A 23469-nucleotide genomic window follows, 5' to 3' on the forward strand; every position below is an offset into this window, starting at 1 on the left:
CTTTTTTTAGTCGACATCCAAGAATGCTTCATCTCCACGCATTGTTGCCGGTTGTTATGCCGACTGCGAATAGCAGCAATTGGAAATGATCATTTCCGCGCTTTCAGCCTCGCGCCTAAACTTAGCGGGTTGGCTGGGACGCGATTCCCAGCCCTATCGAACGCTTATCGTTTTACCATTTCGAGGGACCCGCCATGTCGAATTTCTCCATGATCCTTGCAGCACTACCGGTTTTCGTTGTCATAGCACGAATAGTTCTGGTGTCACGCAGCACGTTGATGCACACCGAGTTTGCCCACTTGCTGAATTCGTGATTAGTGTTTTCATTGCCAAACCGATATTTGGAACGAGGGGCTGAATCCCGGGGACCGTGCCAAGATCCATGATCGTCTCATGCACCCATTGCCCAGGCTTGCTCGGCAGGTAGACGTCTACATTTAGAAAGTATGTCGAACTCCGAGGTTAAATGCCTTGTCTCCGGTGCCCGTATCGGTTGCATTGCCTACCTTGAAGTCCGCTCCGTTATCGTTGCCGATCCGGGCGTAGGCAACATAGAGATCGGTCCGTTTAGACAGGCCGTAAAAGTAACCGATAGCCCACTGGTGAGCATCGCGATTCATTGCCGTCCTGTCGTCATGCCGGATGTAGGAACCCAGCAATCGGTTTGGGCCGAACGGCACGGACACGCCCAGGATGAAGTCCCTGCTATCAGCCGCTCCCAGGCCCTTGTTAACGGCATATCCGATGCTGCCTTCGGCAAGGCTGAACTTGTAGCGCGCCGCTAGCAGGGTATTTTTCGTCCTGTCTGTAGCCGTCGCATTGTTGAGCTGGTGGTGGGCCAGCTTTATCGCGGCAGGTCCTTGTTCGTAGCCGATCGCCGCGCCAATGGTGCGGCTCTTCTGCGCGTCACCGGCAATTTCGCCAAGGCCATAGGCGAGGTCGGCGAAAAATCCGCCAAACTTTGGTGTTTGGTAGTTAATCATGTTGTTGACGCGCGTGTTGGTTGCCATGACGTTTCCAGCCCGGCCAGCGAGGCCAGCCGCGAAAGGATCCGCGATGTCCCGCAGTGCCAGGTAATACGGTGAATACTGCCGGCCCATCCTCACCGCGCCAAAATTGCCTGACAAGCCAACATACATCTGGCGACCGAACAGCAAGCCGCCTTGTCCCAAGGTGCCGTTATCAGAATTAAACCCGTTCTCCAGCAGGAAGTTGGCGGACAGGCCGCCACCGAGGTCTTCCTTGCCCCTGAACCCCAGGCGGGAGCCCGATGCGACGCCACCGCCAAGGCCAGTGACATTGCCGTCGGGGCCGCCGCTCTCGCGAACCAGCCCGGCGTCGACAATACCGTAAATGGAAACGCTGGTCTGAGCATGGGTCATGCCTGACAGCGCCAGCAGCGCAGCGGCAGCAATTACTGATGTTTTCATCTCTGTGTCTCTCTCAATACCGGCAGGGCTGTTTCAATACCGGCAGGGCTGTTTGTTATGAAGCGCCTGGACGTGACCGGTCGCTTGTTCCGGCGGAACAATTGGTTCGATATAGAGCCTGCGCGCGAGGGCCGCTGCGCAGCCGATGGGCCGTGGCCCATTTCAGACATGCTTCGAACCGGCTGGCGCAGCAAAAGCCTTAGCGGTTTTCCCGCCTACGGAGCACCCGGTCGACCATCTCCCCGGACAAGCCAAGATAATTCGCGGGATCGCACAGCTTGCTCAATTCGTCGCGGTTCATATGCCTGGAAATCTCGGGATTTTCCACCAGCAGGTCGAGTAGAGGCCGGTTCTCCTGGATCGCGACGCGGCAAATGTCGTACACCAGGTCGTGCGCATATTCCCGTCCGAGATGGGGGCCAAGACCCATCATGACCGCCTCGGAGACCACCAGGCCGTTCGTCATTTCCAGATTGGCGCGCATGCGTTTTTCATCGACTTCCAGTCCTTCCAGCACAAAGCGCGCCTGCGCCAGCGCGCCGGCTGCCAGACAGAATGCCTCGGGCAGAACAATCCATTCGATTTCCCATGGCCCAGTGGAGCGTTCGTGATCGGCGACGTTGGCGTCGAGCAGCGCCGCGACATGCTGCCGGACCACGCTGGTGCATGCGTGGATGTAGCAGGAGGAGATCGGGTTGCGTTTCTGCGGCATGGTGCTGCTGGATCCGCGACCATGCGCGTAAGGCTCATAGACCTCGCCAACCTCGGTCTGCATCATCAGTTTTACATCTGTCGACAGTTTGCCCAACGTGCCCGTGACCAGGCCGAGGAAACACCCCACTTCGGCTATGTTGTCGCGGATCGTGTGCCAGGCGATGTCGGGCTGTCCCAGGCCCAGCTCCTGCATCAGTCCGGCCTGGGTTTCTAGGCCGCCGACTTCAATCGACGCCAGGGTGCCGGACGCACCCGCGAATTCGCCTACCAGGATCCGCGGCCTGAGTTCGGCAAGGCGGGTGCGGTGCCGTTCGACCGCGCTCAGCAGCCCGGCCACCTTGTAGCCGAAGGTGATCGGAACCGCCTGTTGCAGATTGCTTCGCCCAATCATTGGCGTGTCGCGATAGCGCTTGGCCAGGCTGGCCATGAGGCTGGAAATCGCCGTCAGCTCAGTGTCGACGAGATCCAGTCCTTCGCGTATTTGCAGCACGGTCGCTGTATCGGTAATGTCCTGCGTGGTCGCGCCCCAGTGGCAGAACTCGCCAAGCTTGTCCCGGCACAGCGCATTGATTTGCGAAACCACCCCAAGAATCGGGTAGCCGATACGCTGGGTTTGCGCGGCCAGTTTTTCCATGTCGATTTTTTCAAGCACGCAGTTGCGCACGATTTCGTCTGCGGCTTCCGCGGGAATAATCCCGAGACGTCCCTGGACGCGGGCCAGCGCCGCTTCAATGGCAAGATACTTCGCAGTGCGGTTCTCGTCGGACCAGACTTGCCGCATTGCTGCGGTGCTAAATATGTTGCCGAATATGGAAGAGTCGATGATGGTTGCAGCCATGATTGCTATCTCCTGATGTTAAACGCGGTAAATGTGAGTTGCTGGCCAGTTCAGGCCGGGATGCGGCCTAGAATTGCCTCTGCCTTTAATAGGACCGGGCGATCCACCATCTTTCCGTCAACCTGTACCGCGCCCCGGCCGGCCCCGGCGGCAGCGACGACGCGCCGCGCCCATTCGACCTCGTGGGCTTTTGGCGCAAGCGCCTGGCGGATCAGAGTCACCTGTTTCGGATGGATGCATAGCTTTGCGGTGAATCCGCAGGCGCGTGCGAAAGCAAGATCCGCCAGCAAGGCGTCATCGTCGGCGAGATCGGCCGTGACGCCTGCGATGGGGGCAGCCAGGCCGGCGGCGCGTGAAGCCAGCGCCATGCGGCAAGCCGGATACGCAAGGCCACGCTCGTCGCCCGACAAATCAAGATCCACTGCATAGTCCAGCGTGCCGAACGCCAGGCGCTGGACGCCGGCCGATACCGCAATTGCGTCGACATTGAGCAAGCCGCGGGCGGTCTCGATGATGGGAATGATTGCGCTCCCGGAAGCGAGCGCCGCTTTGACGCGCCCGACCTGGCTTGCCAGTTCCACCTTGGGCAGCATGACCCCGCCGATCCCGGCGGCGCTTGCCAGGGCAAGGTCGTCGTCGAACCATCGGGTCGTTTCGTCGTTGATGCGGACGATGAGTGCGGCAGCCATATCGCGATGCGCATCGCACCAGTTTCCAAGGGCGCGGCGCGCGCTTGCCTTTTCGTCGGGCGAAACGGCGTCTTCCAGGTCGACGATTACGGCGTCGGCGCCGGCCGCCAATGCCTTGGCATAGCGGTCGGGGCGGTTTGCCGGAACAAACAGGTAGGTGGCCGGCAGCTTGTCTTGTCTATTCATGGCGCACCTCATATCGCGTGGGCCGCCCGCATGTCGGCGATCTGCTTGTCTGAATACGCCAGGCTTTTCAGGATTGCCTCGGTGTGCTGGCCGAGCGCCGGCACGGCGTCCATGCGCGGCGGCTCGTCTTCCCAGGAGCCGGGCGGCAGCAGCGCCGGGATCTTGCCGGCCGGCGAATCGACCTGGCGCCAGCGCTCGCGCGCCTGCAGTTGCGGATGGGCCCACACCGCATGCATATCATTGACGTTGGCGTTGGCAATCTGGGCGGCATCGAGGCGGGCCACCACTTCCGCCGACGTCAGCGTCGAGAAGGCCGCGACGATGAGCGCGCGAATCTCGTCCCTTGCAGCACTGCGTTTCGAATTGGTGAGAAAGCGCGGGTCGCCTGCCAGCTCCGGCGACAGCAGCACCTTCTGACAGAACAGGGTCCACTCTCTGTCATTCTGCAGCCCCAGCATGACGGTCTTGCCATCGCCAGCGGGGAAAGGACCGTAAGGATAGATCGTCGCATGGCTGGCGCCGGTGCGTGGCGGCGGCGCCGCGCCTTCATACGCGTAGTACAGCGGATAACTGTTCCATTCGACCAGGCACTCCAGCATGGAAATATCCAGGTGCTGTCCGCGCCCCGTCCGCTCGCGCTGCAGCAGCGCGGCAAGGATGCTGCTGTATGCATACATGCCGGCGGAAATGTCGGCGATCGACGGGCCGGCCTTTGATGGCTGGTCGTCGGTGCCGGTGACTGAAAGGAATCCGGCTTCGCTCTGGATCAGAAGGTCATACGCTTTCTTGTCGCGATAAGGTCCGTTGCCGCCATAACCGGAAATGTCGCAGACGATGATGCCTGGCTTGGCTGCGGACAAGATCTCATAGGACAAGCCAAGTCGCGCCGCCGCGCCAGGCGCCAGGTTTTGCACGACGATATCGGCTTCCTCCATGATCAGACGCTGGAGGATTTTCTGCGCTTCGTCGTGCTTGACGTCCAGCGTCAGGCTTTCCTTGGAACGGTTGGTCCAGACAAAATGGGATGCCAGTCCGCTCACCCGTTCATCGTAGCCGCGCGCGAAATCGCCGACGCCCGGACGTTCAATTTTAATGATTCGTGCGCCCAGATCAGCCAGCTGGCGGGTGCAGAACGGCGCAGCGATTGCATGTTCCAGCGTAACGACGGTAATGCCTTGAAGAGGTTTCATCTGGTGTCCTCACTTGATGGTGGCGCTTGCATCCATGGTCAACCAGCCTTCGTGATCCTTGGCCCACAGATGTATGGTCTTGCCGTCCGCTTCACCGCAGACGAAAAAATGATGGATGTCAAATGTCGGGCGCACGGCCCGGAATGCGAAGCGCTCGACCTGGGCGTCGGGCAACTGCCGGCGCAGGAGATCGAGCAGCAGGGTGGCGATCATGGGGCCGTGAACCACCAGCCCCGGATAGCCTTCGACTTCGGTGACATAGCGACGGTCATAATGGATGCGGTGACCGTTAAAGGTCAGCGCCGAGTAACGGAACAGCAGCACGTCGTCGGGGACGATCTTCCGTTCCCAGGCAGACGAGGCCGGCGCTGCGGTGGGCGAGGGCGACACGTCATCGGCTTGCGCGGCCTGGCGATAGACAATGTCGTGGAACTCGGTCAATGCGATGTCGGGCGCGCCATTACGGCGGATTTCATGTCTGACTTTGACGAACACCAGCGGCCCGGTCCGCCCGGATTTTTCAGTCACGTCATCGATCGTGGATGTCCTTGTGACCTGGTCCCCGATCCGCAGGGGCTGGTGAAAGATGAACTGGCTGCCGGCCCACATGCGCCGCGGCAAAGGTACCGGCGGCAGGAAGGCGCCGCGCTTCGCATGCCCGTCGGCGCCGATCTCCGATTGCCGATAGAGCGGCAGAAAGTAAAGCCAGTGCCACAGCGCGGGCAGCGGCGTTCCTTGTGCCGGTCGGTCCGCCGTGTAGTCCAGGGTTGCCGAAAGGGCGGCATAGGGTGTCGCCGTGACCAGGTCCGAAACGCATTCGCTCTTCCCGATCCACTCGCTGAGATTCATGGTAGGGGTCTCCTCATGTACGAAACAAAAATGGGGAATCGTCGAGCAAGGCTTGTCTTGATTCACGTCGCCTTTGCCGATGTGGCGACGCCTTGCCATGAAAAGATTTTCCGTCTAAGGTATTGATTTGTATATTGCTCAATTTTTTGCTTTTGATGCGCCATGAGCATGAATTTCGACTTAGCCGATTTGCGCGCTTTTGTCGCGGTTGCCGAGATGAACAGTTTTCGGGCAGCGGCGACGGCACTGCATCTGTCGCAGCCTGCAATCAGCCGACGTATTGAAAAGCTCGAGGCAGCGCTCGGGATCCGTTTATTCGAGCGCACCACGCGGCGCATCGCGCTGACTGCTGTCGGCCGGGATTTTTCGCATAAGGCGCGCACCCTGCTCGACGACCTGGAAAATTCGCTGCTCAGCATGCGCGAGGTGGCAGCATCGCAAACGGGAGAGGTGGTGATTGCCTGCGTGCCCTCGGCAGCCTATTACTTCCTGCCGAAAGTGCTGACCGAATACCACAAGCAGTATCCGCGCATCCGGGTGCGGATTATTGACGACAGCGCCAACGGCGTGTTGGCAAGCGTGACACGCGGCGAGGCCGAGTTCGGCATCAACATTACGGGCAACCAGGAGCCGGACATCGATTTTCAGGGCATCCTTACCGAGTCTTTTGTCGTGGCATGCCGGCGCGACCATCCGCTGGCATCAAGGTCCACGGTAAGCTGGGCAGAAATCGGCCAGTACGACTACATGACGGTCGACCGCAGCAGCGGCAACCGGCTGTTGCTGGACCTGGCGCTGGCCCACACCAGCGTCAATCTTGCATGGTGCTATGAAGCCAAGCATGTTTCCACGTTGATTGGCCTGGTCGAAGCGGGGCTGGGCATTGCCGTGGTGCCACGGTTGTCCATGCCTGCTGACGGGCATCCGACGCTGATCAGCGTACCGCTGACGGACCCAAGCGTGAAGCGGATGGTCGGCCTCGTTCGCAGGCGCGGTCGCGAGCTGACGCCCTCGGCGCTGCACTTGTACCAGCTAATCGAGAGTACCTGGCCGCGCCGCGTGAAGTAGCCGTCGGACTCGCGGACGCCAGGGCGCGCGCTTGGTTTAGTCTGCGGAAGAGTCGACCAGCTTGCCTTCCCGTGCGACGTTCTTCCACTTCATCAGTTCGGACTGCACAAGTTCACGCAGCTCGGCTGGCGTACTGGCCTGGACTTCTGCGCCGTCCTGCTCCATCCGCTGGATGATCTGCGGATCCGCCAGAACCGCGTGGAGCGCCTTGCTCAAAGTGTCGATCAGGGCCTTCGGCGTTCGGGCAGGCGCAAACAAGGCATACCACTGCGTGACGTCCACGCCGTCAATCCCGGCTTCCGCGAGCGTAGGCACGTCGGGCAAGGCGGCGCTGCGCCTTGGCCCAGCTACGGCAAGCGCGTGAAGTTTGCCGCTCTTGATCTGGGGCGCGGCCGTAAAGAGACTGGGAAACATGAAGTGCGCCCGGCCGGTGAGCATTTCAGTCAAGGCCGGCGAGGCGCCATTGTAAGGAACGTGAATCATGCGCGTACCGGAACTGAGCTTGAACAACTCGCCCGCGAAATGCGGCGCAGTGCCTGTTCCGGCGGAAACGTAACTGTACTTTTCCGGGGCGGCGCGCAGCTGGCGCACCACGTCTCTGACATCGGATGCAGGGACATTCGAACTCGCCACCATCACCGTCGGAGAATAGCCAACCAATCCTATCGGTTCGAAGTCGGCGACAGGATCGTAGCCGACCTTTTGCAACGCAGGATTCATCGCATGGGTGGCGATGTATCCCAGCATCAGGGTATGACCGTCCGGGGTGGCGCGCGCCACGTATTCGCTAGCGATGGATCCTTGCGCCCCGGCCCGGTTATCGATGATGACCGCCTGCCCCAGCAGCGCGCCGAGCTTGAGCCCGATGGCGCGCGCCATCGCGTCATTGCCGCCGCCGGCGAAAGTCGGAACGACTATCGTGATCGGCTTGCCAGGAAATGGCATCGCTATCGCGGACGTGGCGTCGGTCGTGGTCGCCGCGTGCGCGGCGGGCCGGATCATGGCGGCGACTTCGTCGGGTCGTGACAGCACGTAATCCGGTATGTGCAGATCTCCCTGCAGTATCTTGCGTGCCGTACGCACAAGCGAAGCACGCCTGATCTGGGTCGCGTCGCCGTCGCCTTCGGTCTCCACCTCGACGTCGATGCGGCCTGCGGGGTGGAGCACCACAAGGTTGCGTCGGGCGACGCCGGCCTCGCTTCGGACGCGGCTTGCAACAGTGCCAGGCAGCGCCAAAGCGCTTGCCACGCCAATCGCTCCTGTCACCGCATGCGACGCATGGCACCGGCGCGGCGTGAAATAACGTGAGCGGATGCTGTCATCGCTATCGCCTTCGCTGATCAGCACCGGCTTGGGAATGACGCTGGCGGAGACGTCTCCCAAACCCATCATTTCACCTGCCGCCAGCCGCATGCCTTCCAGTCGCAACAGCAAATCGGCATCGGCATCGAGTTCGGCAGGACTCTCGCTGCCAGTCACGCCCAAATCGCGGGCACGGACGATCATCAGGGGCATCGCGGCATCGATGCAGGTCACCTCGATGCCGTCGATCCTGTCGATCCGTCGGCCGGTCGGAAAAACCTTGCCGGTGACCGCGCCCCATGCGTCCAGGAAATTCAGGTAGACGGGCGCCGCCGTTCCCGCCACCCCGTCTATCCGGGTGCCGCCGTCGTAGGTGAGGCGGCCTCCGGGCGTCTGCACCGTCACCTCGATCCGGGAACCGGTATTCACATTGAATACGCGCGCCGTCGTGGTGCCGTTGCTTGCCTTGATCAGTCCCTGCTCCAGCGCGAAGGGCACTACGCCGGCGAGCATGTTGCCGCAATTGGGCCGGGTATCGACGGAGCGCTGGCCGACGCCGACTTGCGCAAACAGATAGTCGAGATCGCAGTCGGTCCGGCTCGACCGCGATACGATCGCGACCTTACTGTTAAGCGTGCTGCCGCCACCCACGCCATCGAGCTGGAGCGGATCGGAGGCGCCGATTGCGCCAATCAGTATCTGGTCGCGTGCATCCGTGTTTTCCGGCAGCCATTCGCGCAGGAAGAATGGCCCACGCGATGTTCCGGCGCGCATCAATACGCAAGGAAGCGTTTTACTCATGTTCTTTTCCTGTCAGGCAGCGATTGCAGTGGAATGGGGCTGCGCCACTTCCTCCAGCTCGTCTTCCATAAAACCGCGGTCCAGCTCACGGGAGAGGACCGTGCGGTCGCATGCGCCTTCCCACAGTGACACCACGATCGAGGCGACGCCATTGCTGACCAGGCTGGTCAGGGCGCGCGCTTCGGACATGAAACGGTCGATGCCGACGATCAGCGCCACGCCGGCAACCGGGATGTCCGGCATGATTGCCAGGGTCGCGACCAGGGCGACAAATCCGCTTCCGGTGACGCCTGCCGCGCCCTTGGACGTCAGCAGCATCACGGCGAGCATGGCCAGGATCTGGCCGACGGACAGATGGATATCGCAAGCCTGTGCAATGAACACGGTGGCCAGAGTCAGATAGATGGCGCTGCCGTCGAGATTGAATGAATAGCCCATGGGCAGGACCAGGCCGGAGACGCCTTTTTGGCAACCCAGTCGTTCAAGCTTCAACAGCATGCGCGGCAGCACGGGCTCGGTGGAAGAGGTGCCCAGCACCACGACGAGTTCTTCCTTGAAATAACGCAGCGTCTTCAGCAGGCTGAACCCATGCAGTCTGGCGAGCGTGCCGAGGACGACAAACACGAAGAACAGGCAGGCCACATAGAAAGTGGCAATCAGCAGGCCGAGCGAGCTGACGGATTTGACGCCGTATTTGCCGATGGTAAACGCCATGGCGCCGAACGCGCCGAGCGGGGCCAGTTTCATCAGGAATCCGAAGACCGTGAAGAGCACATGCGAGAACGCGTCGATTGCATCGAGCACCGGACGTGCGCTTCGGCCCGTGTGCGCGATGCCGAACCCGATCAAAATGGCAAGCAACAGCACAGGAAGCACTTCCCCTTCCGCGAATGCGCCAAAGAACGACGCCGGGATGATGTGCATGACGAACGGGACAAAACCGTGTGGGGCGTCCGGCTTCACATATTTGGCGGCCACGGAAGGATCCAGGGCGGACGGGGAGATATGCATGCCGACGCCAGGCTGCATCAGGTAGACCGCCGCCAGTCCCGTGGCAAGCGCAATGAACGTCAGCAGGTAAAACAGGCCCATTGCCTTGACCAGCGTCTTGCCGACCTCCTTCATGTTGCTCATTTTTGCAATGCCAAGAGCGATGGTGCAGAACACGATCGGCGCAATCATCATTTTTACAAACTTGATGAACGCATCGCCGAGCGGTTTGAGAGAGCTGCCGAAGTCAGGCCAGTAATGCCCGACCACGACCCCAGCGGTCACCGCGATTAACACCTGGAAATACAGCGACTTATAGAATGCAGCCTTGGTTTTCACGTTCGTCTCCTAAGACAATTTGTCATATCTGACGCCGGCTTTGGATGAAGCTGGCACGAGGATGAATGGAGCAGTCTTCGGCGTTTGGTCCGGGTGAAATTGCCAATCCCGGAATGCGCTCTTAATCGATGCATACGGCGGCAGGCTCCGTACTCCATCTGGCATGACTAAAGTGTCGCGTGAACGGATTGATTTGTATATTGCAAATTTTTTTGCTAATGATGCGCGCCAAACATTGATGAATAGGGGAGATGCCTGCGTTGCAGTCCCAGGTCAATGACCAGCAGAATGCGTCAGAGCGGTAAGTTTTAATTAACGATGCCACCGCTTCATGGCGCGACATTGTTGAAGGAATTATGTCCAGACTGGCGCGGGAAGGGATGGATAAAACGGCTAGGGGCACAGGTGCTTCAGGGCTTTGGGCAAAAGCGATACGGGGGAGTAATAGTGACAGGGTGTAGCAGAAGGGATACGAGAAGCCGGTAGTGGTGGTTCACCGTATGGTCGTGTTCGGCACTGAGCCGCCATTCGTCGTATTGAATCCAGTAGCCGCCTCAAGTTCTGCTGTAGCCTGAAATCATCTGGCTATTAAACCGGCGTCGTTCTCAAACGATGCCGCTAGAAAATCCACGAAGGCTTTAACCCGTGTCGTTGAACGATGCTGCTGTGGATATACCGCATATATATCGGCATCTGGAGTGTCGAAGTTTGGCAGAACATGGATCAATGTTCCACGCTGAATATATTCAACCACATCCCATTCAGCCCTCAGCAATATGCCCTTGCCGGCGAGTGCCCAGTTCACAGCGACGCCACCGTCGTTGGTCGTAAGGTTGCCTCTGATACGTATGTTTTGCTCGTCCACCTTGGCAGAACCCTTGCCCTTTGGGCGGCTGCGTGTGAACCGCCACACACCATATTCATCCCCCTGGCGGATCCCGATGCAGTTGTGTGCCATCAGATCCTGAGGTGACTTTGGTGCGCCGTGACGCTGCAAATAGGCGGGGGACGCGCACAGGATACGGCGATTGCTTGCGAGGAATCTGGCGACTGCACGGGTATCGGGCGGCGGACCGAAGCGAACGCATACATCATAAATGTCTTCGGACAGTGGCGGAGGGGTCACCGAGAGTTGCAATTGCACGTCAACATCGGCGTATTGCTGTACGAAGCTTGAAACAAGCGGCGCTACATAGCTCCGACCGAAGCCCAGGGTGGCGTTGACCCGCAACAGCCCTTTCGGCGTCTGCGTCGTTCCCCAAAGGAAGTTTTCCAGGTCATCGATCTCGCTCAGAATCTTGCGGGCGGCCTCCAGATACGTTTCGCCTTCGGGTGTCAGGCTCATCCGGCGGGTCGTCCGGTTCATTAATCTCAACCGCAGGCGCTCCTCCATTAATGCCAGGTGCTTGCTGACAGCCGGCGTACTAATGCCCAGCTCCCGCGCGGCAGCCGCCAGACTCCCACAACTGACAAGCGTCGAAAAAAAGTCGAAATCACTTGGATTGATTGCCTTGGACATAGTGAACTTGAAGTTAATGACAGTTTAACTTTGTAGGCAAATTTTGAGCCAAAGTCAACCTAGAATGCGTCTCACCAAATCCAAAAAAATTCAGGAGACAACGATGAATCACTCTTTTAACGCAGGACGCCTGGTGAAGCTGCTCGCCCTCGCCCCCCTGTTCCTGGTTGGCATAGTCAACCTCGCTCACGCGGAAGCCTGGCCGACGAAACCGGTGACCATCGTCGTTCCGTTTCCTGCGGGAGGCACGACCGATGTCCTGGCACGCGCAATTGCGGTCAAGCTTGGCCCTGTGCTCGGCCAGTCGGTGATCGTCGATAACAGGCCGGGTGCGGGCGCGACCTTGGGGGCTGCGCTGGTCGCAAAAGCGGCGCCGGATGGTCACACGATGCTCATGGGCGCGGTGCATCACACCATTGCGACCAGTGTTTATAAAAAAATGAGCTATGACTTCCAAAAGGATTTTGCGCCAATCACGACAGTTGCTCTGGTGCCCAACGTGCTGGTTGTCAGCACATCCAAGCCGTACAAGAACGTGAGCGATTTGGTTGCTGACGCGAAGGCCGCGCCTGGCAAGTTGAGCTACGGATCCAACGGCAATGGGACCGCGCAACATTTGATCGGCACGCAGTTCCAGCAGATCAGCGGCACGACAATTTTGCATGTCCCATACAAAGGCAGCGCGCCACTGACAACCGACATGCTTGGTGGACAGATTGATATGTCCTTCGACACCATCACGCCGGTTCTTCCGTTTATCAAGCAGGGCAAGCTTCGGCCTCTGGCCATAACGACTGCGAAGCGCTCGTCTGTGTTGCCCGATGTGCCGACGATGCAGGAAGCCGGTATTTCCGGACTGGATATCGGCACCTGGTTTGGACTGCTGGTTCCCGCGGCAACACCCAAAGAAATTACGCAAAGGCTCAACAAGGAGATCGTGCAGATCATTAAGTCTGGCGAGTTTCAGAAGCAGATGGCGGAAATTGGCGCCGAGCCGGTTGGAAACACACCGGCAGAAATGGCCAGGCAGATTCAGGAAGAAACCGAAAAATTTGCCGGCCTGGTGAGGGCAGGCAACGTCAAGATCGAATAGCGGCAAAACGCTTTCATGCCTTGGAATTCGAGGGGACGGAAATTAATGCCATGATTAAAGGCACCTTCCGTCAGGAAATGACAGATTTTAAATTTCCGGCTAATTTGCATATTTTGCAGAATTCAAGGGCGCGGAACATCAGCGGAAGCACTGTGTTGCGAACCCGTTTTATCCACATTCACCCATCCAGGAGACATCATGCGTGTACACAAAATTGCTGCCATCGGGGCAGATGGAATCGGTCCGGAAGTCATTGCGGCTGGCTTGGAAGTCCTGGAGGCATTGTCTACCAAGGACGGCAATTTCAAATTGGAAATCGAGCATTTTCCATGGAGTTCTGAGTATTACCTGAAAAACGGCTATTACATTCCCGAAGGGGGGCTCGAAACCCTGAAGAAGTTCGACGCGATTTTCTTTGGCGCGGTCGGCAGCCAGCAAGTCCCGGATCATGTTTCCCTCTGGGGTCTGCGGCTGCCGATCGCCCAAGGTTTTGACCAATATGCCAACGTGCGGCCCGCACGCGTCCTGCCAGGCGTAAAAAGTCCATTGGCAGGGGGTGAGGACATTGACTGGGTCATCGTGCGCGAGAATTCCGAAGGTGAATACTCGGGTAATGGTGGGCGCGCGCATCGCGGCTTGCCGATTGAGGTGGGCACTGAAGTCGCCATCTTTACCCGTGCAGGCGTGGAGCGTATTCACCGCTTCGCGTTCAGGCTTGCCCAGAAACGTCCCGCCAAACACCTGACGCTGGTGACCAAGTCCAATGCGCAGCGTTTTGGCATGGTGATGTGGGATGAAATCTTCGCGGAAGTAGCCAAGGACTATCCGGACGTCACGACCGACCGCGAACTGGTGGATGCAATGACGACCCGCATGGTGCTCAAGCCGAAGACACTGGACGTCGTGGTAGCCACCAATCTGCACGCAGACATTCTGTCTGACCTGGCTGCGGCATTGTCCGGTAGCCTGGGCATCGCGCCGACCGCTAATCTGAACCCGGAACGCCAGTTTCCTTCGATGTTCGAGCCTATCCATGGATCGGCCTTCGACATCACGGGCAAGGGCGTGGCAAATCCAATCGCAACCTTCTGGACGGCAGTCATGATGCTGGAACACCTGGGTGAATTCGAACCGGCGAAGAAACTGATGAAGGCGATCGAAGCGGTTACCGCAAACAAGGTTCACACGCCGGACCTGGGTGGCAAGGCGAGCACCGCCGATGTCACCAAGGCAGTTTGTGAGTACATCGCCGCTTCGGAAACCGTTACGGCCTGAGCAAGCGGCAACGAGGGGCGGTGGTCTGCTGGGTGTCGACCGGTTCGTGACCAACACGCAGATCCGGAAGGAATGCATCCGGAAGAACATCGCCAACGCCATCCCGATCAGGACAGACCAGATCGGCACGCTGACCGAGACCTTGGCCGCGATCGAAATGGCCGAGGCGGCCAGCTGAACCGCTGTCATCTCGCACCGTTCCGGCGAGATCGGGGACACACATCACCGACATCGCGGTGGGCATGAATGCGCTGCAGCTCAAGACCGGCGTCGGGGCAAGTATGGTTTAACGGCTGCAGCAATTTGCGTCAGGGACCCAGCAAAGTCCACATTGGATCCCCGCGGCGCCGGCTCATAACGATGTTTGTCCTATACCTTCACGTTCAACTGCTTGCTGTCGCTTTCCTGTCAACCGACAGCAGGGCGCTTGCCAGCGGCAAACGGACTAGTTCGGATGAGGCCGAGGCGGGGTTCTTCTAAATACTCGCTTGACCGTATCGCAGTCAGACATCGAGCTCGCCCTGCGCTGCCAGTTTGTGAGCTTCTTCGATCAAGGCGCGCATCTTTGGCTGCGCCTGTGTTCGAACTGGAAAGTACAAAAACAGGCCGGTGGTTTTTGGTACGAAAGCCGTAAGCACCCGCACGAGATGGCCTTTTTCCAGATCGGCCTCGATTTCCATGTCCGGAAGGTAGGCACAACCCAACGACTGCCGGGCAAACTCCGCAATAGCGACCGTGTCGCTGACGACCAGGGCGGTGTCAGTTTCGAGTTCATACGTGCCGTCCGGGCCGGAAAACCGCCACGCATGCAGAAGGCCGGACCCTTTGAAGCGATACCGGATCGTCAGATGGCCGAGCAGGTCTTGCGGCACGCCGGGCATGCCATGCCTTTCAAGATACTGTGGGGCGGCAACGACCGACCAGGACATTTCCCTGCTCAGGCGTACCGTTACCATGTCCTGCTCGATCGACTGTCCCAAACGGATGCCGGCATCGTATCCCTCCGCGACCAGATCGATCACGCCATCGTCCAGCGACAGGTCGACCGACACGTCCGGATAAGTCGTCCGCAGGCGCGGCACTAACAGCCGCGCCACACGCAAACCGAGTGCCCGCGGGGCGGTGATGCGCAGACGGCCCGCCGGGCGTTCACGGAATGACTCAAGTGCCGTAAACGCTTCTTCGATCTGCTCAACGGCTGGCTTAAGCATGGCGAGAAGGCTGACACCGGATTCCGTCAGTGACACGCTGCGCGTAGTGCGCCGGAACAGGATCACGCCGTGACGGCGTTCGAGCGCCCGCACTCCTTTGCTGCAAGCGGTAGGGCTGATGGCCAGGTCTTGCGCTGCAATTGAAAAACTGCGGTGTTTGGCTACGGCTAAAAATATCCGGATGAGGTCGAGCGAAGTCATGGCATGACATTATGAACCATAGGTTCATAAGGCATGTATCTGCCACCCATTTTTCGCAAGATTAATTCGGTCTAGACTTTCTGCTCAACTTCTGGAGACGACCATGCTTAATCTTCCTGTACCTGTTGCCGCTTATCTGTCCGCGGCAAATGCCAACGATCCGCTTGCGCTGCGCGCCTGCTTTACCGCTGATGCCATTATTCAAGACGAAGGGAAGGAATATCACGGTGTCGAGGCGATTGTGGCGTGGAAAGAGAAGACTGATGTTCTTTACAGTCCCACCATAGAAGCCCAGCGCGTCGAAGGCGATCCACCGAATTATTGCCTGCACGCGCTCGTAAGCGGCAATTTTCCAGGTAGCCCCGCGACGCTCGCCTACCGCTTCGTCCTGCGCGGCGACAGGATCGCAGCCCTGGAGATCGGCATATGAGTGCGCTGGAATTTCATGGCAAGCGGGCCCTCGTGACAGGCGGCACCAAAGGCATGGGCGAAGCGGTCGTGCGCCTTCTGGCCCAACGCGGGGCAACCGTCATCGCGACGGCCCGCCAGTTGCCCGCGAGCCCACTGGCCGGTGTTTGCTACCTGCAGGCCGACGTCGCGACCCCGGAAGGGGCTGGTACGGTCGTCAAAACCGTCGAGCGCGATTTTGGCGTTCTCGATTTGCTGGTCAATAATGTGGGCGGTTCATCGGTGCCGGGTGGCGGCGCCCTTGCGCTGACCGACGCCGACTGGGAAGCCGCTATACAGACCAACCTGATGGCGGCAGTCAGGCTGGATCGCGCCTTTTTACCGCGGATGGTTGCGCAAGGCAGCGGGGCCATCGTTCACATCACGTCGATCCAGCGCCGCCTGCCCCTTTATGAATCGACCGTGGCGTACGCCGCGGCAAAAGCGGCCCTTGCCAACTACAGCAAGGCCCTGGCGAACGAATTCGGACCGCGCGGCATCCGCATCAATGCCGTGGCGCCAGGCTTTATCGAGACTACCGCAGCGTCCGCACTGATCGAGCAGATGGCGCTGCACCGTAATGTCGGCGACGACGAAGCACGCGGCGCATTAATGGAATCGCTCGGAGGCATACCACTTGGGCGCCCTGGCAGTCCTGAGGACGTGGCGGAGGTAGTAGCATTTCTGTTGTCGTCACGCGCCGGGTTCGTCCAGGGGGCGGAGTATGTGGTCGATGGCGGCACGCTTCCGACGGTCTAGGTTAGACGTCAATGTCTGGATTAAAGTGGAAAGCGAGCGGCGATACGCGGTCGGCGCAGCTTGATTAGATAGCGCCTATCCGCGTGAACACCGCGGCGTGCACGAATCATCCTTTCCTCAATACAAATCCTTATTCTTGACCGATAAACTCGGACGGAAGCGAACTGACGAATTCGGCGAAGTCACGCCCCCCGACAGAGATATGGGCGATCATAGCCTGCCGCGCGCCCTCGCAATCGCCGGCCTCTATCCGTAGTAGAACTTCACGGTGTTCCTGCAACGACTGTTCAAGCCGTCCCGGCAAATCGAAACGCGATCGCTGGTAGCTGGCGCAGCGCAGCCGTAATGCACGGATCTGGGTCTTGGCCCAATCGTTGCGGCTGGCCGCGTATATCACTTCATGGAACTGTGCGTTTGCCTTTTTATAAGCGGCACTATCACCTGCATGGGCAGCCGCTTCGCAAGCCAGGAAGGCTTCCTTCAAGGCCAGTCGCTCGGAGCTATCCATACGCTTGGCTGCAAACTTGGCGCATGCCCCTTCCAGTTCGGCCAGCATCTCCAGCAGCGACAGAAGCTCCTTGATGCTCAGCTTTGGCACGAGAACGCCTGCCCGGGGCATGACCTGCAAAAGCCCCTGCGTAACGAGTCGCAAAATAGCTTCACGCACCGGCGTACGCGAGACGGCATATTTTTCCGCAAGAGAGCGCTCGTCAAACACTTGCCCCGGGAGGAATGTTCCATCAAGGAAGCTCTGCTCCATGGCACATCTAACGGTCTCGGATAAATTTTCTGTCGGAGGAGGCTTGATCATGCTGGCATTTTAACCTAGTCTTCTGGTATACCAACTACTTTGGTTGGAATGCCAGGAGATGACGTGACTGAAGAGACCAATCCATTATTAAACCGTTCGGGCAGTCAAATTGCCCTAATCGAACTGAATCGTCCAGGTAATGCGAACCGGATCCAGCCCGACGACTTGCAGGAACTTGAGCGATTACTAGACGAATGCGAAGCCGATCCGCAAGTCCATGTACTAATTATTACCGGACGTGGTGAGTATTTCAGCGCTGGCTATGACCTGCGCGCGCTAATGTCGGCTCGAGGCGTGGACGAGAAGGAGTCGGTCGGGCGTGACAGCGCCTTTGAGCATTTCGCCAACCGATTGGAAAACACCCGCCTGATCACGATCGCTGCGCTAAATGGCCCGGTCCTTGGCGGCGCAACCGACTTTGCATTGGCCTGCGATTTGCGCTTGGGTGTGGAAGGCATGTATATGCAAATGCCGGCAGCGCGCATCGGCTTGCCGCTCTATGCCGGCGCGCTGCAACGTTATGTCAGCTGTCTCGGATTAAACCATGCAAAGCGGCTGGTATTCATGGCGGAGAAACTGCCGGCCACGGAAATGCTTGCGATCGGCTTCCTTAATGAACTGCTTCCTGCTGACGCAGTGCTGGAGCGTGCGTTCGCCATGGCAAAGGAAATTGCCTTGATGCCGGCAAAGCCGCTGGCCGCGATGAAGCAGACACTTAATGCCTCTGCGTTGGGAGAGGGCTGTGCGCCGGCACAAAGGGCTGCCCTGATCGATGCCTATGACCCGGCCCTGATCGCTGAACGGATCAAGGATGCGAAAAGGCAGAGGCAGGCACGTTAAGGAGACGATAAGCATGAAATTAGCAGCCAAAACCGAAGGCCCCTTGGCCGGCCTCGTCGTGATCGACCTGACACGCGTGCTTGCCGGCCCTTACTGCACGATGATGCTTGCAGACCTTGGCGCTCGGGTGATCAAAGTCGAGATGCCTGGCACTGGCGACGACGCCCGCCATTCCGGCCCCTTTATTAATCATAAAGACGCATCTTCCACGTCCGGTTATTTCTTTTCAATAAACCGTAACAAGGAGTCCATTGCGCTAAACCTCAAGCAGGAAGCCGACTGCGAGCTGTTCGATCGATTGCTTGCAAGCGCCGACATCCTGGTGGAGAACTTCACGCCAGGCACCATGGGCAAACTCGGCTACGACTGGGATACCCTGCAGGGGCGCTACCCCTCCTTGATCCTGGCGTCCATCTCTGGATTCGGCCAGACCGGTCCATATCGTGAGCTGCCGGCATATGACATGGTTGTACAGGCCATGGGCGGCGTACTAAGCCTGACTGGCGAAGAGGGCGGCCCGCCCACGCGGGTTGGCGTGTCCATCGGCGACATAGGCGCGGGAATGTTTGGCGCCATTGGCATTCAGGCAGCAGTGATTGAACGCATGCGTACCGGTCTCGGCAAACATGTCGACATTTCGATGCTCGATTCACAAGTCGCGATGCTGGAAAACGCATTGGTGCGGTATCAAGTGGACGGCGTCGTGCCCGGCCCCATCGGCTCGCGTCATCCGTCGATCACGCCGTTCGGTGTGTTCAAGGCGAAAGACGCTTACCTGGCAGTGGCGGCGGGCAATGATCGCATGTTTCCCCGGCTATGCGATGCGATCGGCATGGCGGAAGCAAAGGCGGACCCAAGATTTGCCACGAACCCGCTGCGGTGTGAACACCATGGCGCACTCAAGATCCTAATGGAACAGGCGCTGGCTGCAAGAACCGCGGCCGAGTGGCTACGGCACTTAAAGGAACTCGGCATTCCCAGCGGACCTGTAAACGATGTGGCTGGCGTCATGCGCGATCCTCAAATCAATGCCCGTGGCATGTTGATCGAGTTGCCTCTTCCCGATGGCGAGACCTTGATCACTGCGGGCTGCCCGGTTCAGTTTGCCGGCGAGAAGCGGCAGGAACATTCGCCAGCGCCCGCGTTGGATCAGCACCGTGAAGCATTGCTCAGAGAACTCGGCATTTAGCATTTATTAAAACTAAAGGAGACAAAAATGAATTGCATGAAAGTTGCAGTAGCAGCGGTACTCGCCATGGTAGGCGGCGCAGCATTGGCCCAGGACTATCCGAACAAGCCCATTACTTTGGTCATCGGTTTTCCACCGGGCGGCGGTGCGGACGGCGTGGCACGCCTGATGACCGACAAGATGTCCAAATTGCTCGGACAGCCCGTCATCATGGACTACCGGCCCGGCGCCGGTACGACGATTGCATCCACTTATGTCAGCCGCGCAGCACCGGACGGCTACACCATATACATGGGTAGTGCCGGCATCTATGGAGCGGACAAGGTGCTCTACAAGGGCATCAAGTATGAAGCAAAAGATTTTATGCCGATCGCACGGTGGACGCGTTCGCTCATGCTGCTTGCCGTCAATACAGCAAGTGGTATTAAATCGACCCAGGACCTGATTGCACGTGCCAAGAGCGCGCCGGACAAGGTCAGCTATGCTTCATCTGGCAACGGGGTTGCACCGCATCTCGCCGGCAGGCTGTTTGAACTGCAAAGCGGCGCGCAAATGATGCATGTGCCGTTCAAGGGTGGCGCGCCCGCCGTGCAGGCGGTTGGTTCCGGCGATGTCGACATCACGTTTGGGACGCCACCGTCCATTTTGCCAATCGCGCAGACAGGGCGTATCACGCCCATCGCGGTGACTACAGCGCAGCGCTCACCGCTGTTTCCAAACCTGCAGGCCATCTCGGAAGCAGGACTAAAGGACTACGACTATTCATTCTGGTTCGGCCTGTATGGTCCGGCAGGACTTCCCAAGGAAATCGTCAACAAATTGTTCGAGGCAAGCATCGAGGCCCTGGGCGACCCAGAGACCAAGGCCAAGCTCGCGCAGTCTGGCAATGAAGCGTTTCCCTCGACGTCTCCGACCGAATTTGCGCAATGGGCGCAAGCCGAAGGCAAACTATCGAAGGAGCTGACGGAAAAATCCGGGGCAAAGGTCGATTAATTTTTTATAGGCACGCAATTTTTGATAAGCCGATGCTGGCATTGTCCTTACGACGGAGTGATGCAATATCAGCCAGAGTGAGGCTTCGCGGACGAAGCGGACTGATTGTCGAGCAGGAGGTAGCGTGCTCTGGATCGTAGCGTCGCCATCGATCAGGAGCACGCGCAAGAGAGTGTTTCCGGAAAATGATAATTAATTACTCTGTTAAAGCTAATTTTAAATAGGAGCACAGCTAAGCTTTGGGCCTGCACCCGGACGGCCATTACTCAATAAAGAGATAGTGCCGATCCGCAGGCGGCTTTAGACTGACGGCTGACGGAGCGGCAAGGGACTGTCCCTGAGCAAAAGCAGGCTATCCCCGGCCCGATGCAGGTGACCGCCTTATAAAAAAATGAGCAAAAATCCTACAAAGGGTGGTCGTTGTTCCAGATATCAGCCACGATGCGCCACTTGCCATCCGTTCCCTGTCGCCAGACCAATATGTCCTTGCCCTGGACTTTTCTTTCTCCTACGGTGACGACATAGCGACTCATCTCGATGGCCGTTAGACCCAGCATCTGAATTTCGATAGGCGTCTTTTCTATATGAGACAACCCCTGGTTAAACCGTGCTTGCCAGAATGACTGGATTCCTGCTCGCCCAGCCAGCATAGGAACGTTGGATGGCATAAGCCGGGCGTCCTCGGCATAGACCATGGCAAGCGAAGGGGAATCTTGCCTGTTGAATGCCTCTTGAAAGGCGGACATTCCCTGTCGCACACCAGCGTCTGACATCTCTATTGACGCGCAACCCGAAAGCGCTAGAAAAGCTGATGAAAGGATTATTTTATTAAACATGATGAGCGTCTCCTCACGACAATATGACGTTTTGAAAAAGCCCTGGGTATTTTTTAGGATTGAAATAAAGATATTCTTTCCTATTTCGTCAGTCCTGATAAATCTCAACACTTCTATGCCGGCTACTTTGCTTAGCCGCGCTGTGCAAAAATCCTTAACGACAGACCGAACATCTGAAAATTGTCCAGATCGCGGTAAAGAATTGATTGTTGCTGGACGCAAGAGGATTGCCGAGGCCCGATTTCACGATGCGTTAAATAGATAAACGGATATGTGGCTTGTCCGTGCCATCAAAAGAGCACGCCTTGGCCCAAGTCCGAACCAATTGGAAATCCGCATACCAGACCGCAGCCCATGCGATCAATATGAATGGAGACAAAGTACCTTCAGCGCCGCCGTCCGTCGAATGGAAGGATGTTCAGCAGACAGTTTATCCGGTCGTCGCGTCAGGGCCTAAGGGCTGCGTCAGTTAGCCCGGTCGCCTCCGTTATTGATCTGCAAGTGGATGAGAAGCCAATTCGGACGACGATGTGTTCAACGCGTCTGCACTGAATCAGTATAAGTTTCAGATAACCGGAGTCGGTACAGCTCTACAGTTATGGGAGTGGCGTATCTATAAAGATCCAACTATTAGAAATCTTCTATGCGAAACGGTCGGGCTTCCCGAAAATGCAGTGCTGGGGTATCAAGCCGTTGCATGAATCAGTCGATTTATTTAATGGATGCATGCTTAGGTGAGCCGGTGTCCCCCCTTCGTCGTATTGCAGGCGAACCTTAGGACCGATAATCAGATAAGTAGTTAGATACAAGCAGCATACCCGCCGCCCCAGATAAGAGACGAAAGGGGACCTTAAATAAGCGACGCTTTTATGGTGAATGTCAGTATCTTTAACCCACATGCACGAGTAACGACTGCGAACCGTTTCTCGCTTAATGCGCTGAATCCACCTAGGTGTTCACCTCACCCCATAACTAGACTGGTTGCTGTGCACGCACTGCGACTTTCTGAAAATGTTCGACAAGAAAGTCAATGAACGCCCTAGCACGGACAGTTTGGTTCCGTTTGCTCGTGTAATAGACGAACAGATCTGCCGAGGGTTGGACAAACTCCGGGAGGACGATACGCAGGCGTCCACTCTCCAGGTATTTTGCCAAATCCCATTCCGATCGCAGCAGGATGCCATGTCCGTCAAGTGCCCAATTCAGGACAATATCGCCGTCATTGCTGGATAACATTCCCTGCACCTTAACGACCTCGCTGCGGCCGTGGTGCATCAATCGCCACACGCCATACGCGTCGTCGTTTTGACGGTGAATGATGCAGCGATGCCCGGCAAGTTCGGCAAGGTCTCCAGGCATGCCATGCCGCTCAAGGTAACGTGGCGACGCGCATAGGAAACGTCGGTTTTGCATGATGCAGCGTGCGTTAAGCCGCTTGTCCGGCAACGCACCGAAGCGGATCGCGAGATCGACCCCGCTTTCAACCAGGTCAATGGGCCGATCCGTAAGGTCGAGCTGGACTTCCACATGCGGATACTGTTTCACAAACCTGGAAACGAGAGGTGCAATGGTCGTGCGGCCGAAGCCCAGGGACGCATTAACGCGTAGCAATCCCTTTGACACCGAGCGGCTGGACGACACGACATCCTCCATCTCCCGTACTTCGGCCAGGATCCGCGTTGCGTAGTGTAGATAGATTTCACCTTCGCTGGTAAGGCTGATGTTGCGCGTTGTCCTGTTGACCAACCGCACCCCGAGGCGTTCTTCCAACTGCGCCAGCCGCTTGGTAGCGGCAGGAGGGGTGATGTCGAGGTCCCGCGCTGCCGTCGACATGCTGCCATGCCGGGCCAGCAAGACAAAAAACTCGAGATGAGAAGCGATATCAGTTTTCACCGCAGG

20 protein-coding genes and 1 pseudogene are annotated in these 23469 nt (G+C 58.1%); 9 read left to right on the top strand and 12 right to left on the bottom strand.

From position 1 onward, the window contains the following. Positions 1-437: 437 nt before the first annotated feature. From QOL82_RS11295 to QOL82_RS11315, 5 genes are all read right to left on the bottom strand, one after another. Positions 438-1430 carry a porin gene (locus tag QOL82_RS11295; protein ID WP_283442365.1) on the bottom strand — a complete coding sequence of 331 codons (993 nt, stop codon included), beginning with the start codon at positions 1428-1430 and terminating at the stop codon, positions 438-440. Positions 1431-1629: 199 nt separating this feature from the next. Next, entirely contained in the window at positions 1630-2982 is a 1353-nt protein-coding gene (locus QOL82_RS11300; RefSeq protein WP_283442366.1) for a class-II fumarase/aspartase family protein, read from the bottom strand. A gap of 50 nt (positions 2983-3032) precedes the next feature. Continuing rightward, entirely contained in the window at positions 3033-3857 is an 825-nt protein-coding gene (locus QOL82_RS11305) for an HpcH/HpaI aldolase/citrate lyase family protein (protein WP_283442367.1), read from the bottom strand. A gap of 8 nt (positions 3858-3865) precedes the next feature. Continuing rightward, entirely contained in the window at positions 3866-5047 is a 1182-nt protein-coding gene (locus QOL82_RS11310) for a CaiB/BaiF CoA transferase family protein (protein ID WP_283442368.1), read from the bottom strand. 9 nt (positions 5048-5056) lie between these two features. Further along, positions 5057-5896, bottom strand: coding sequence for an HTD2 family dehydratase (locus tag QOL82_RS11315; protein WP_283442369.1), 840 nt, complete (start codon positions 5894-5896; stop codon positions 5057-5059). Positions 5897-6058: 162 nt separating this feature from the next. Here QOL82_RS11315 and QOL82_RS11320 point away from each other — a divergent pair, with 162 nt between their 5' ends. Next, on the top strand, positions 6059-6964 hold the full coding sequence (locus tag QOL82_RS11320) for a LysR family transcriptional regulator (protein ID WP_283442370.1): 906 nt from the start codon (positions 6059-6061) through the stop codon (positions 6962-6964). Between the two features lie 36 nt (positions 6965-7000). Here QOL82_RS11320 and QOL82_RS11325 read toward each other — a convergent pair whose 3' ends face one another. From QOL82_RS11325 to QOL82_RS11335, 3 genes are all read right to left on the bottom strand, one after another. Next, positions 7001-9067, bottom strand: a complete 2067-nt coding sequence (locus QOL82_RS11325; protein ID WP_283442371.1) for a 4-oxalomesaconate tautomerase — start codon at positions 9065-9067, stop codon at positions 7001-7003. Between the two features lie 12 nt (positions 9068-9079). Beyond that, the gene (dctA, locus tag QOL82_RS11330) at positions 9080-10396 is read right to left on the bottom strand and encodes a C4-dicarboxylate transporter DctA (protein WP_283442372.1); all 1317 of its coding nucleotides are present in this window, start codon (positions 10394-10396) and stop codon (positions 9080-9082) included. A gap of 577 nt (positions 10397-10973) precedes the next feature. Next, positions 10974-11915 (bottom strand): LysR family transcriptional regulator, encoded by a 942-nt coding sequence (locus tag QOL82_RS11335; RefSeq protein ID WP_283442373.1) that lies wholly within the window; start codon positions 11913-11915, stop codon positions 10974-10976. A 103-nt stretch (positions 11916-12018) separates the two neighbouring features. Between QOL82_RS11335 and QOL82_RS11340 the strand changes: the two genes are divergently transcribed. From QOL82_RS11340 to eno, 3 genes and pseudogenes are all read left to right on the top strand, one after another. After that, positions 12019-13008, top strand: a complete 990-nt coding sequence (locus QOL82_RS11340) for a Bug family tripartite tricarboxylate transporter substrate binding protein (protein ID WP_283442374.1) — start codon at positions 12019-12021, stop codon at positions 13006-13008. Between the two features lie 198 nt (positions 13009-13206). After that, the gene (locus QOL82_RS11345; protein ID WP_283442375.1) at positions 13207-14283 is read left to right on the top strand and encodes a tartrate dehydrogenase; all 1077 of its coding nucleotides are present in this window, start codon (positions 13207-13209) and stop codon (positions 14281-14283) included. A gap of 25 nt (positions 14284-14308) precedes the next feature. Further along, positions 14309-14552, top strand: a pseudogene (gene eno / locus QOL82_RS11350) (phosphopyruvate hydratase); the annotation flags it as partial. Positions 14553-14786: 234 nt separating this feature from the next. Here eno and QOL82_RS11355 read toward each other — a convergent pair. Next, a complete protein-coding gene (locus tag QOL82_RS11355) occupies positions 14787-15695 on the bottom strand; it encodes a LysR family transcriptional regulator (protein ID WP_283442376.1) in 909 nt (302 codons plus the stop codon). A gap of 103 nt (positions 15696-15798) precedes the next feature. Here QOL82_RS11355 and QOL82_RS11360 point away from each other — a divergent pair, with 103 nt between their 5' ends. Both QOL82_RS11360 and QOL82_RS11365 read left to right on the top strand, forming a co-directional pair. After that, positions 15799-16125 (top strand): nuclear transport factor 2 family protein, encoded by a 327-nt coding sequence (locus QOL82_RS11360; protein WP_283442377.1) that lies wholly within the window; start codon positions 15799-15801, stop codon positions 16123-16125. Further along, positions 16122-16901, top strand: a complete 780-nt coding sequence (locus QOL82_RS11365) for an SDR family oxidoreductase (protein WP_283442378.1) — start codon at positions 16122-16124, stop codon at positions 16899-16901. Before QOL82_RS11360 ends, QOL82_RS11365 begins: the two co-directional genes overlap by 4 nt. Positions 16902-17031: 130 nt before the next feature. Here the strand turns inward: QOL82_RS11365 and QOL82_RS11370 are convergent, their stop codons facing one another. Further along, on the bottom strand, positions 17032-17712 hold the full coding sequence (locus QOL82_RS11370) for a GntR family transcriptional regulator (RefSeq protein ID WP_283442379.1): 681 nt from the start codon (positions 17710-17712) through the stop codon (positions 17032-17034). Between the two features lie 63 nt (positions 17713-17775). Between QOL82_RS11370 and QOL82_RS11375 the strand changes: the two genes are divergently transcribed. The 3 genes from QOL82_RS11375 to QOL82_RS11385 are packed head-to-tail and all read left to right on the top strand — an operon-like array spanning position 17776 to position 20734. After that, entirely contained in the window at positions 17776-18552 is a 777-nt protein-coding gene (locus QOL82_RS11375; RefSeq protein WP_283442380.1) for an enoyl-CoA hydratase/isomerase family protein, read from the top strand. A gap of 13 nt (positions 18553-18565) precedes the next feature. Continuing rightward, positions 18566-19741, top strand: a complete 1176-nt coding sequence (locus QOL82_RS11380; protein ID WP_283442381.1) for a CaiB/BaiF CoA transferase family protein — start codon at positions 18566-18568, stop codon at positions 19739-19741. Positions 19742-19768: 27 nt separating this feature from the next. Beyond that, a complete protein-coding gene (locus QOL82_RS11385; RefSeq protein ID WP_283442382.1) occupies positions 19769-20734 on the top strand; it encodes a Bug family tripartite tricarboxylate transporter substrate binding protein in 966 nt (321 codons plus the stop codon). A gap of 404 nt (positions 20735-21138) precedes the next feature. Here the strand turns inward: QOL82_RS11385 and QOL82_RS11390 are convergent, their stop codons facing one another. Together QOL82_RS11390 and QOL82_RS11395 are read right to left on the bottom strand one after the other, a co-directional pair. Next, positions 21139-21570 (bottom strand): YybH family protein, encoded by a 432-nt coding sequence (locus QOL82_RS11390; RefSeq protein WP_283442383.1) that lies wholly within the window; start codon positions 21568-21570, stop codon positions 21139-21141. Positions 21571-22542: 972 nt separating this feature from the next. Then, entirely contained in the window at positions 22543-23463 is a 921-nt protein-coding gene (locus QOL82_RS11395) for a LysR family transcriptional regulator (protein ID WP_283442384.1), read from the bottom strand. Positions 23464-23469 lie beyond the last annotated feature (6 nt).

Source organism: Noviherbaspirillum suwonense, from assembly GCF_900182955.1.
Lineage (GTDB): Bacteria > Pseudomonadota > Gammaproteobacteria > Burkholderiales > Burkholderiaceae_D > Noviherbaspirillum_A > Noviherbaspirillum_A suwonense.

Excerpts from the sequence above, each read along its gene's own strand:
- QOL82_RS11295 (WP_283442365.1), bottom strand. The coding sequence starts at position 1,430 with ATGAAAACATCAGTAATTGCTGCCGCTGCGCTGCTGGCGCTGTCAGGC.
- QOL82_RS11300 (WP_283442366.1), bottom strand. The coding sequence starts at position 2,982 with ATGGCTGCAACCATCATCGACTCTTCCATATTCGGCAACATATTTAGC.
- QOL82_RS11305 (WP_283442367.1), bottom strand. The coding sequence starts at position 3,857 with ATGAATAGACAAGACAAGCTGCCGGCCACCTACCTGTTTGTTCCGGCA.
- QOL82_RS11310 (WP_283442368.1), bottom strand. The coding sequence starts at position 5,047 with ATGAAACCTCTTCAAGGCATTACCGTCGTTACGCTGGAACATGCAATC.
- QOL82_RS11315 (WP_283442369.1), bottom strand. The coding sequence starts at position 5,896 with ATGAATCTCAGCGAGTGGATCGGGAAGAGCGAATGCGTTTCGGACCTG.
- QOL82_RS11320 (WP_283442370.1), top strand. The coding sequence starts at position 6,059 with ATGAGCATGAATTTCGACTTAGCCGATTTGCGCGCTTTTGTCGCGGTT.
- QOL82_RS11325 (WP_283442371.1), bottom strand. The coding sequence starts at position 9,067 with ATGAGTAAAACGCTTCCTTGCGTATTGATGCGCGCCGGAACATCGCGT.
- QOL82_RS11335 (WP_283442373.1), bottom strand. The coding sequence starts at position 11,915 with ATGTCCAAGGCAATCAATCCAAGTGATTTCGACTTTTTTTCGACGCTT.
- QOL82_RS11340 (WP_283442374.1), top strand. The coding sequence starts at position 12,019 with ATGAATCACTCTTTTAACGCAGGACGCCTGGTGAAGCTGCTCGCCCTC.
- QOL82_RS11345 (WP_283442375.1), top strand. The coding sequence starts at position 13,207 with ATGCGTGTACACAAAATTGCTGCCATCGGGGCAGATGGAATCGGTCCG.
- QOL82_RS11355 (WP_283442376.1), bottom strand. The coding sequence starts at position 15,695 with ATGACTTCGCTCGACCTCATCCGGATATTTTTAGCCGTAGCCAAACAC.
- QOL82_RS11360 (WP_283442377.1), top strand. The coding sequence starts at position 15,799 with ATGCTTAATCTTCCTGTACCTGTTGCCGCTTATCTGTCCGCGGCAAAT.
- QOL82_RS11365 (WP_283442378.1), top strand. The coding sequence starts at position 16,122 with ATGAGTGCGCTGGAATTTCATGGCAAGCGGGCCCTCGTGACAGGCGGC.
- QOL82_RS11370 (WP_283442379.1), bottom strand. The coding sequence starts at position 17,712 with ATGATCAAGCCTCCTCCGACAGAAAATTTATCCGAGACCGTTAGATGT.
- QOL82_RS11380 (WP_283442381.1), top strand. The coding sequence starts at position 18,566 with ATGAAATTAGCAGCCAAAACCGAAGGCCCCTTGGCCGGCCTCGTCGTG.
- QOL82_RS11385 (WP_283442382.1), top strand. The coding sequence starts at position 19,769 with ATGAATTGCATGAAAGTTGCAGTAGCAGCGGTACTCGCCATGGTAGGC.
- QOL82_RS11390 (WP_283442383.1), bottom strand. The coding sequence starts at position 21,570 with ATGTTTAATAAAATAATCCTTTCATCAGCTTTTCTAGCGCTTTCGGGT.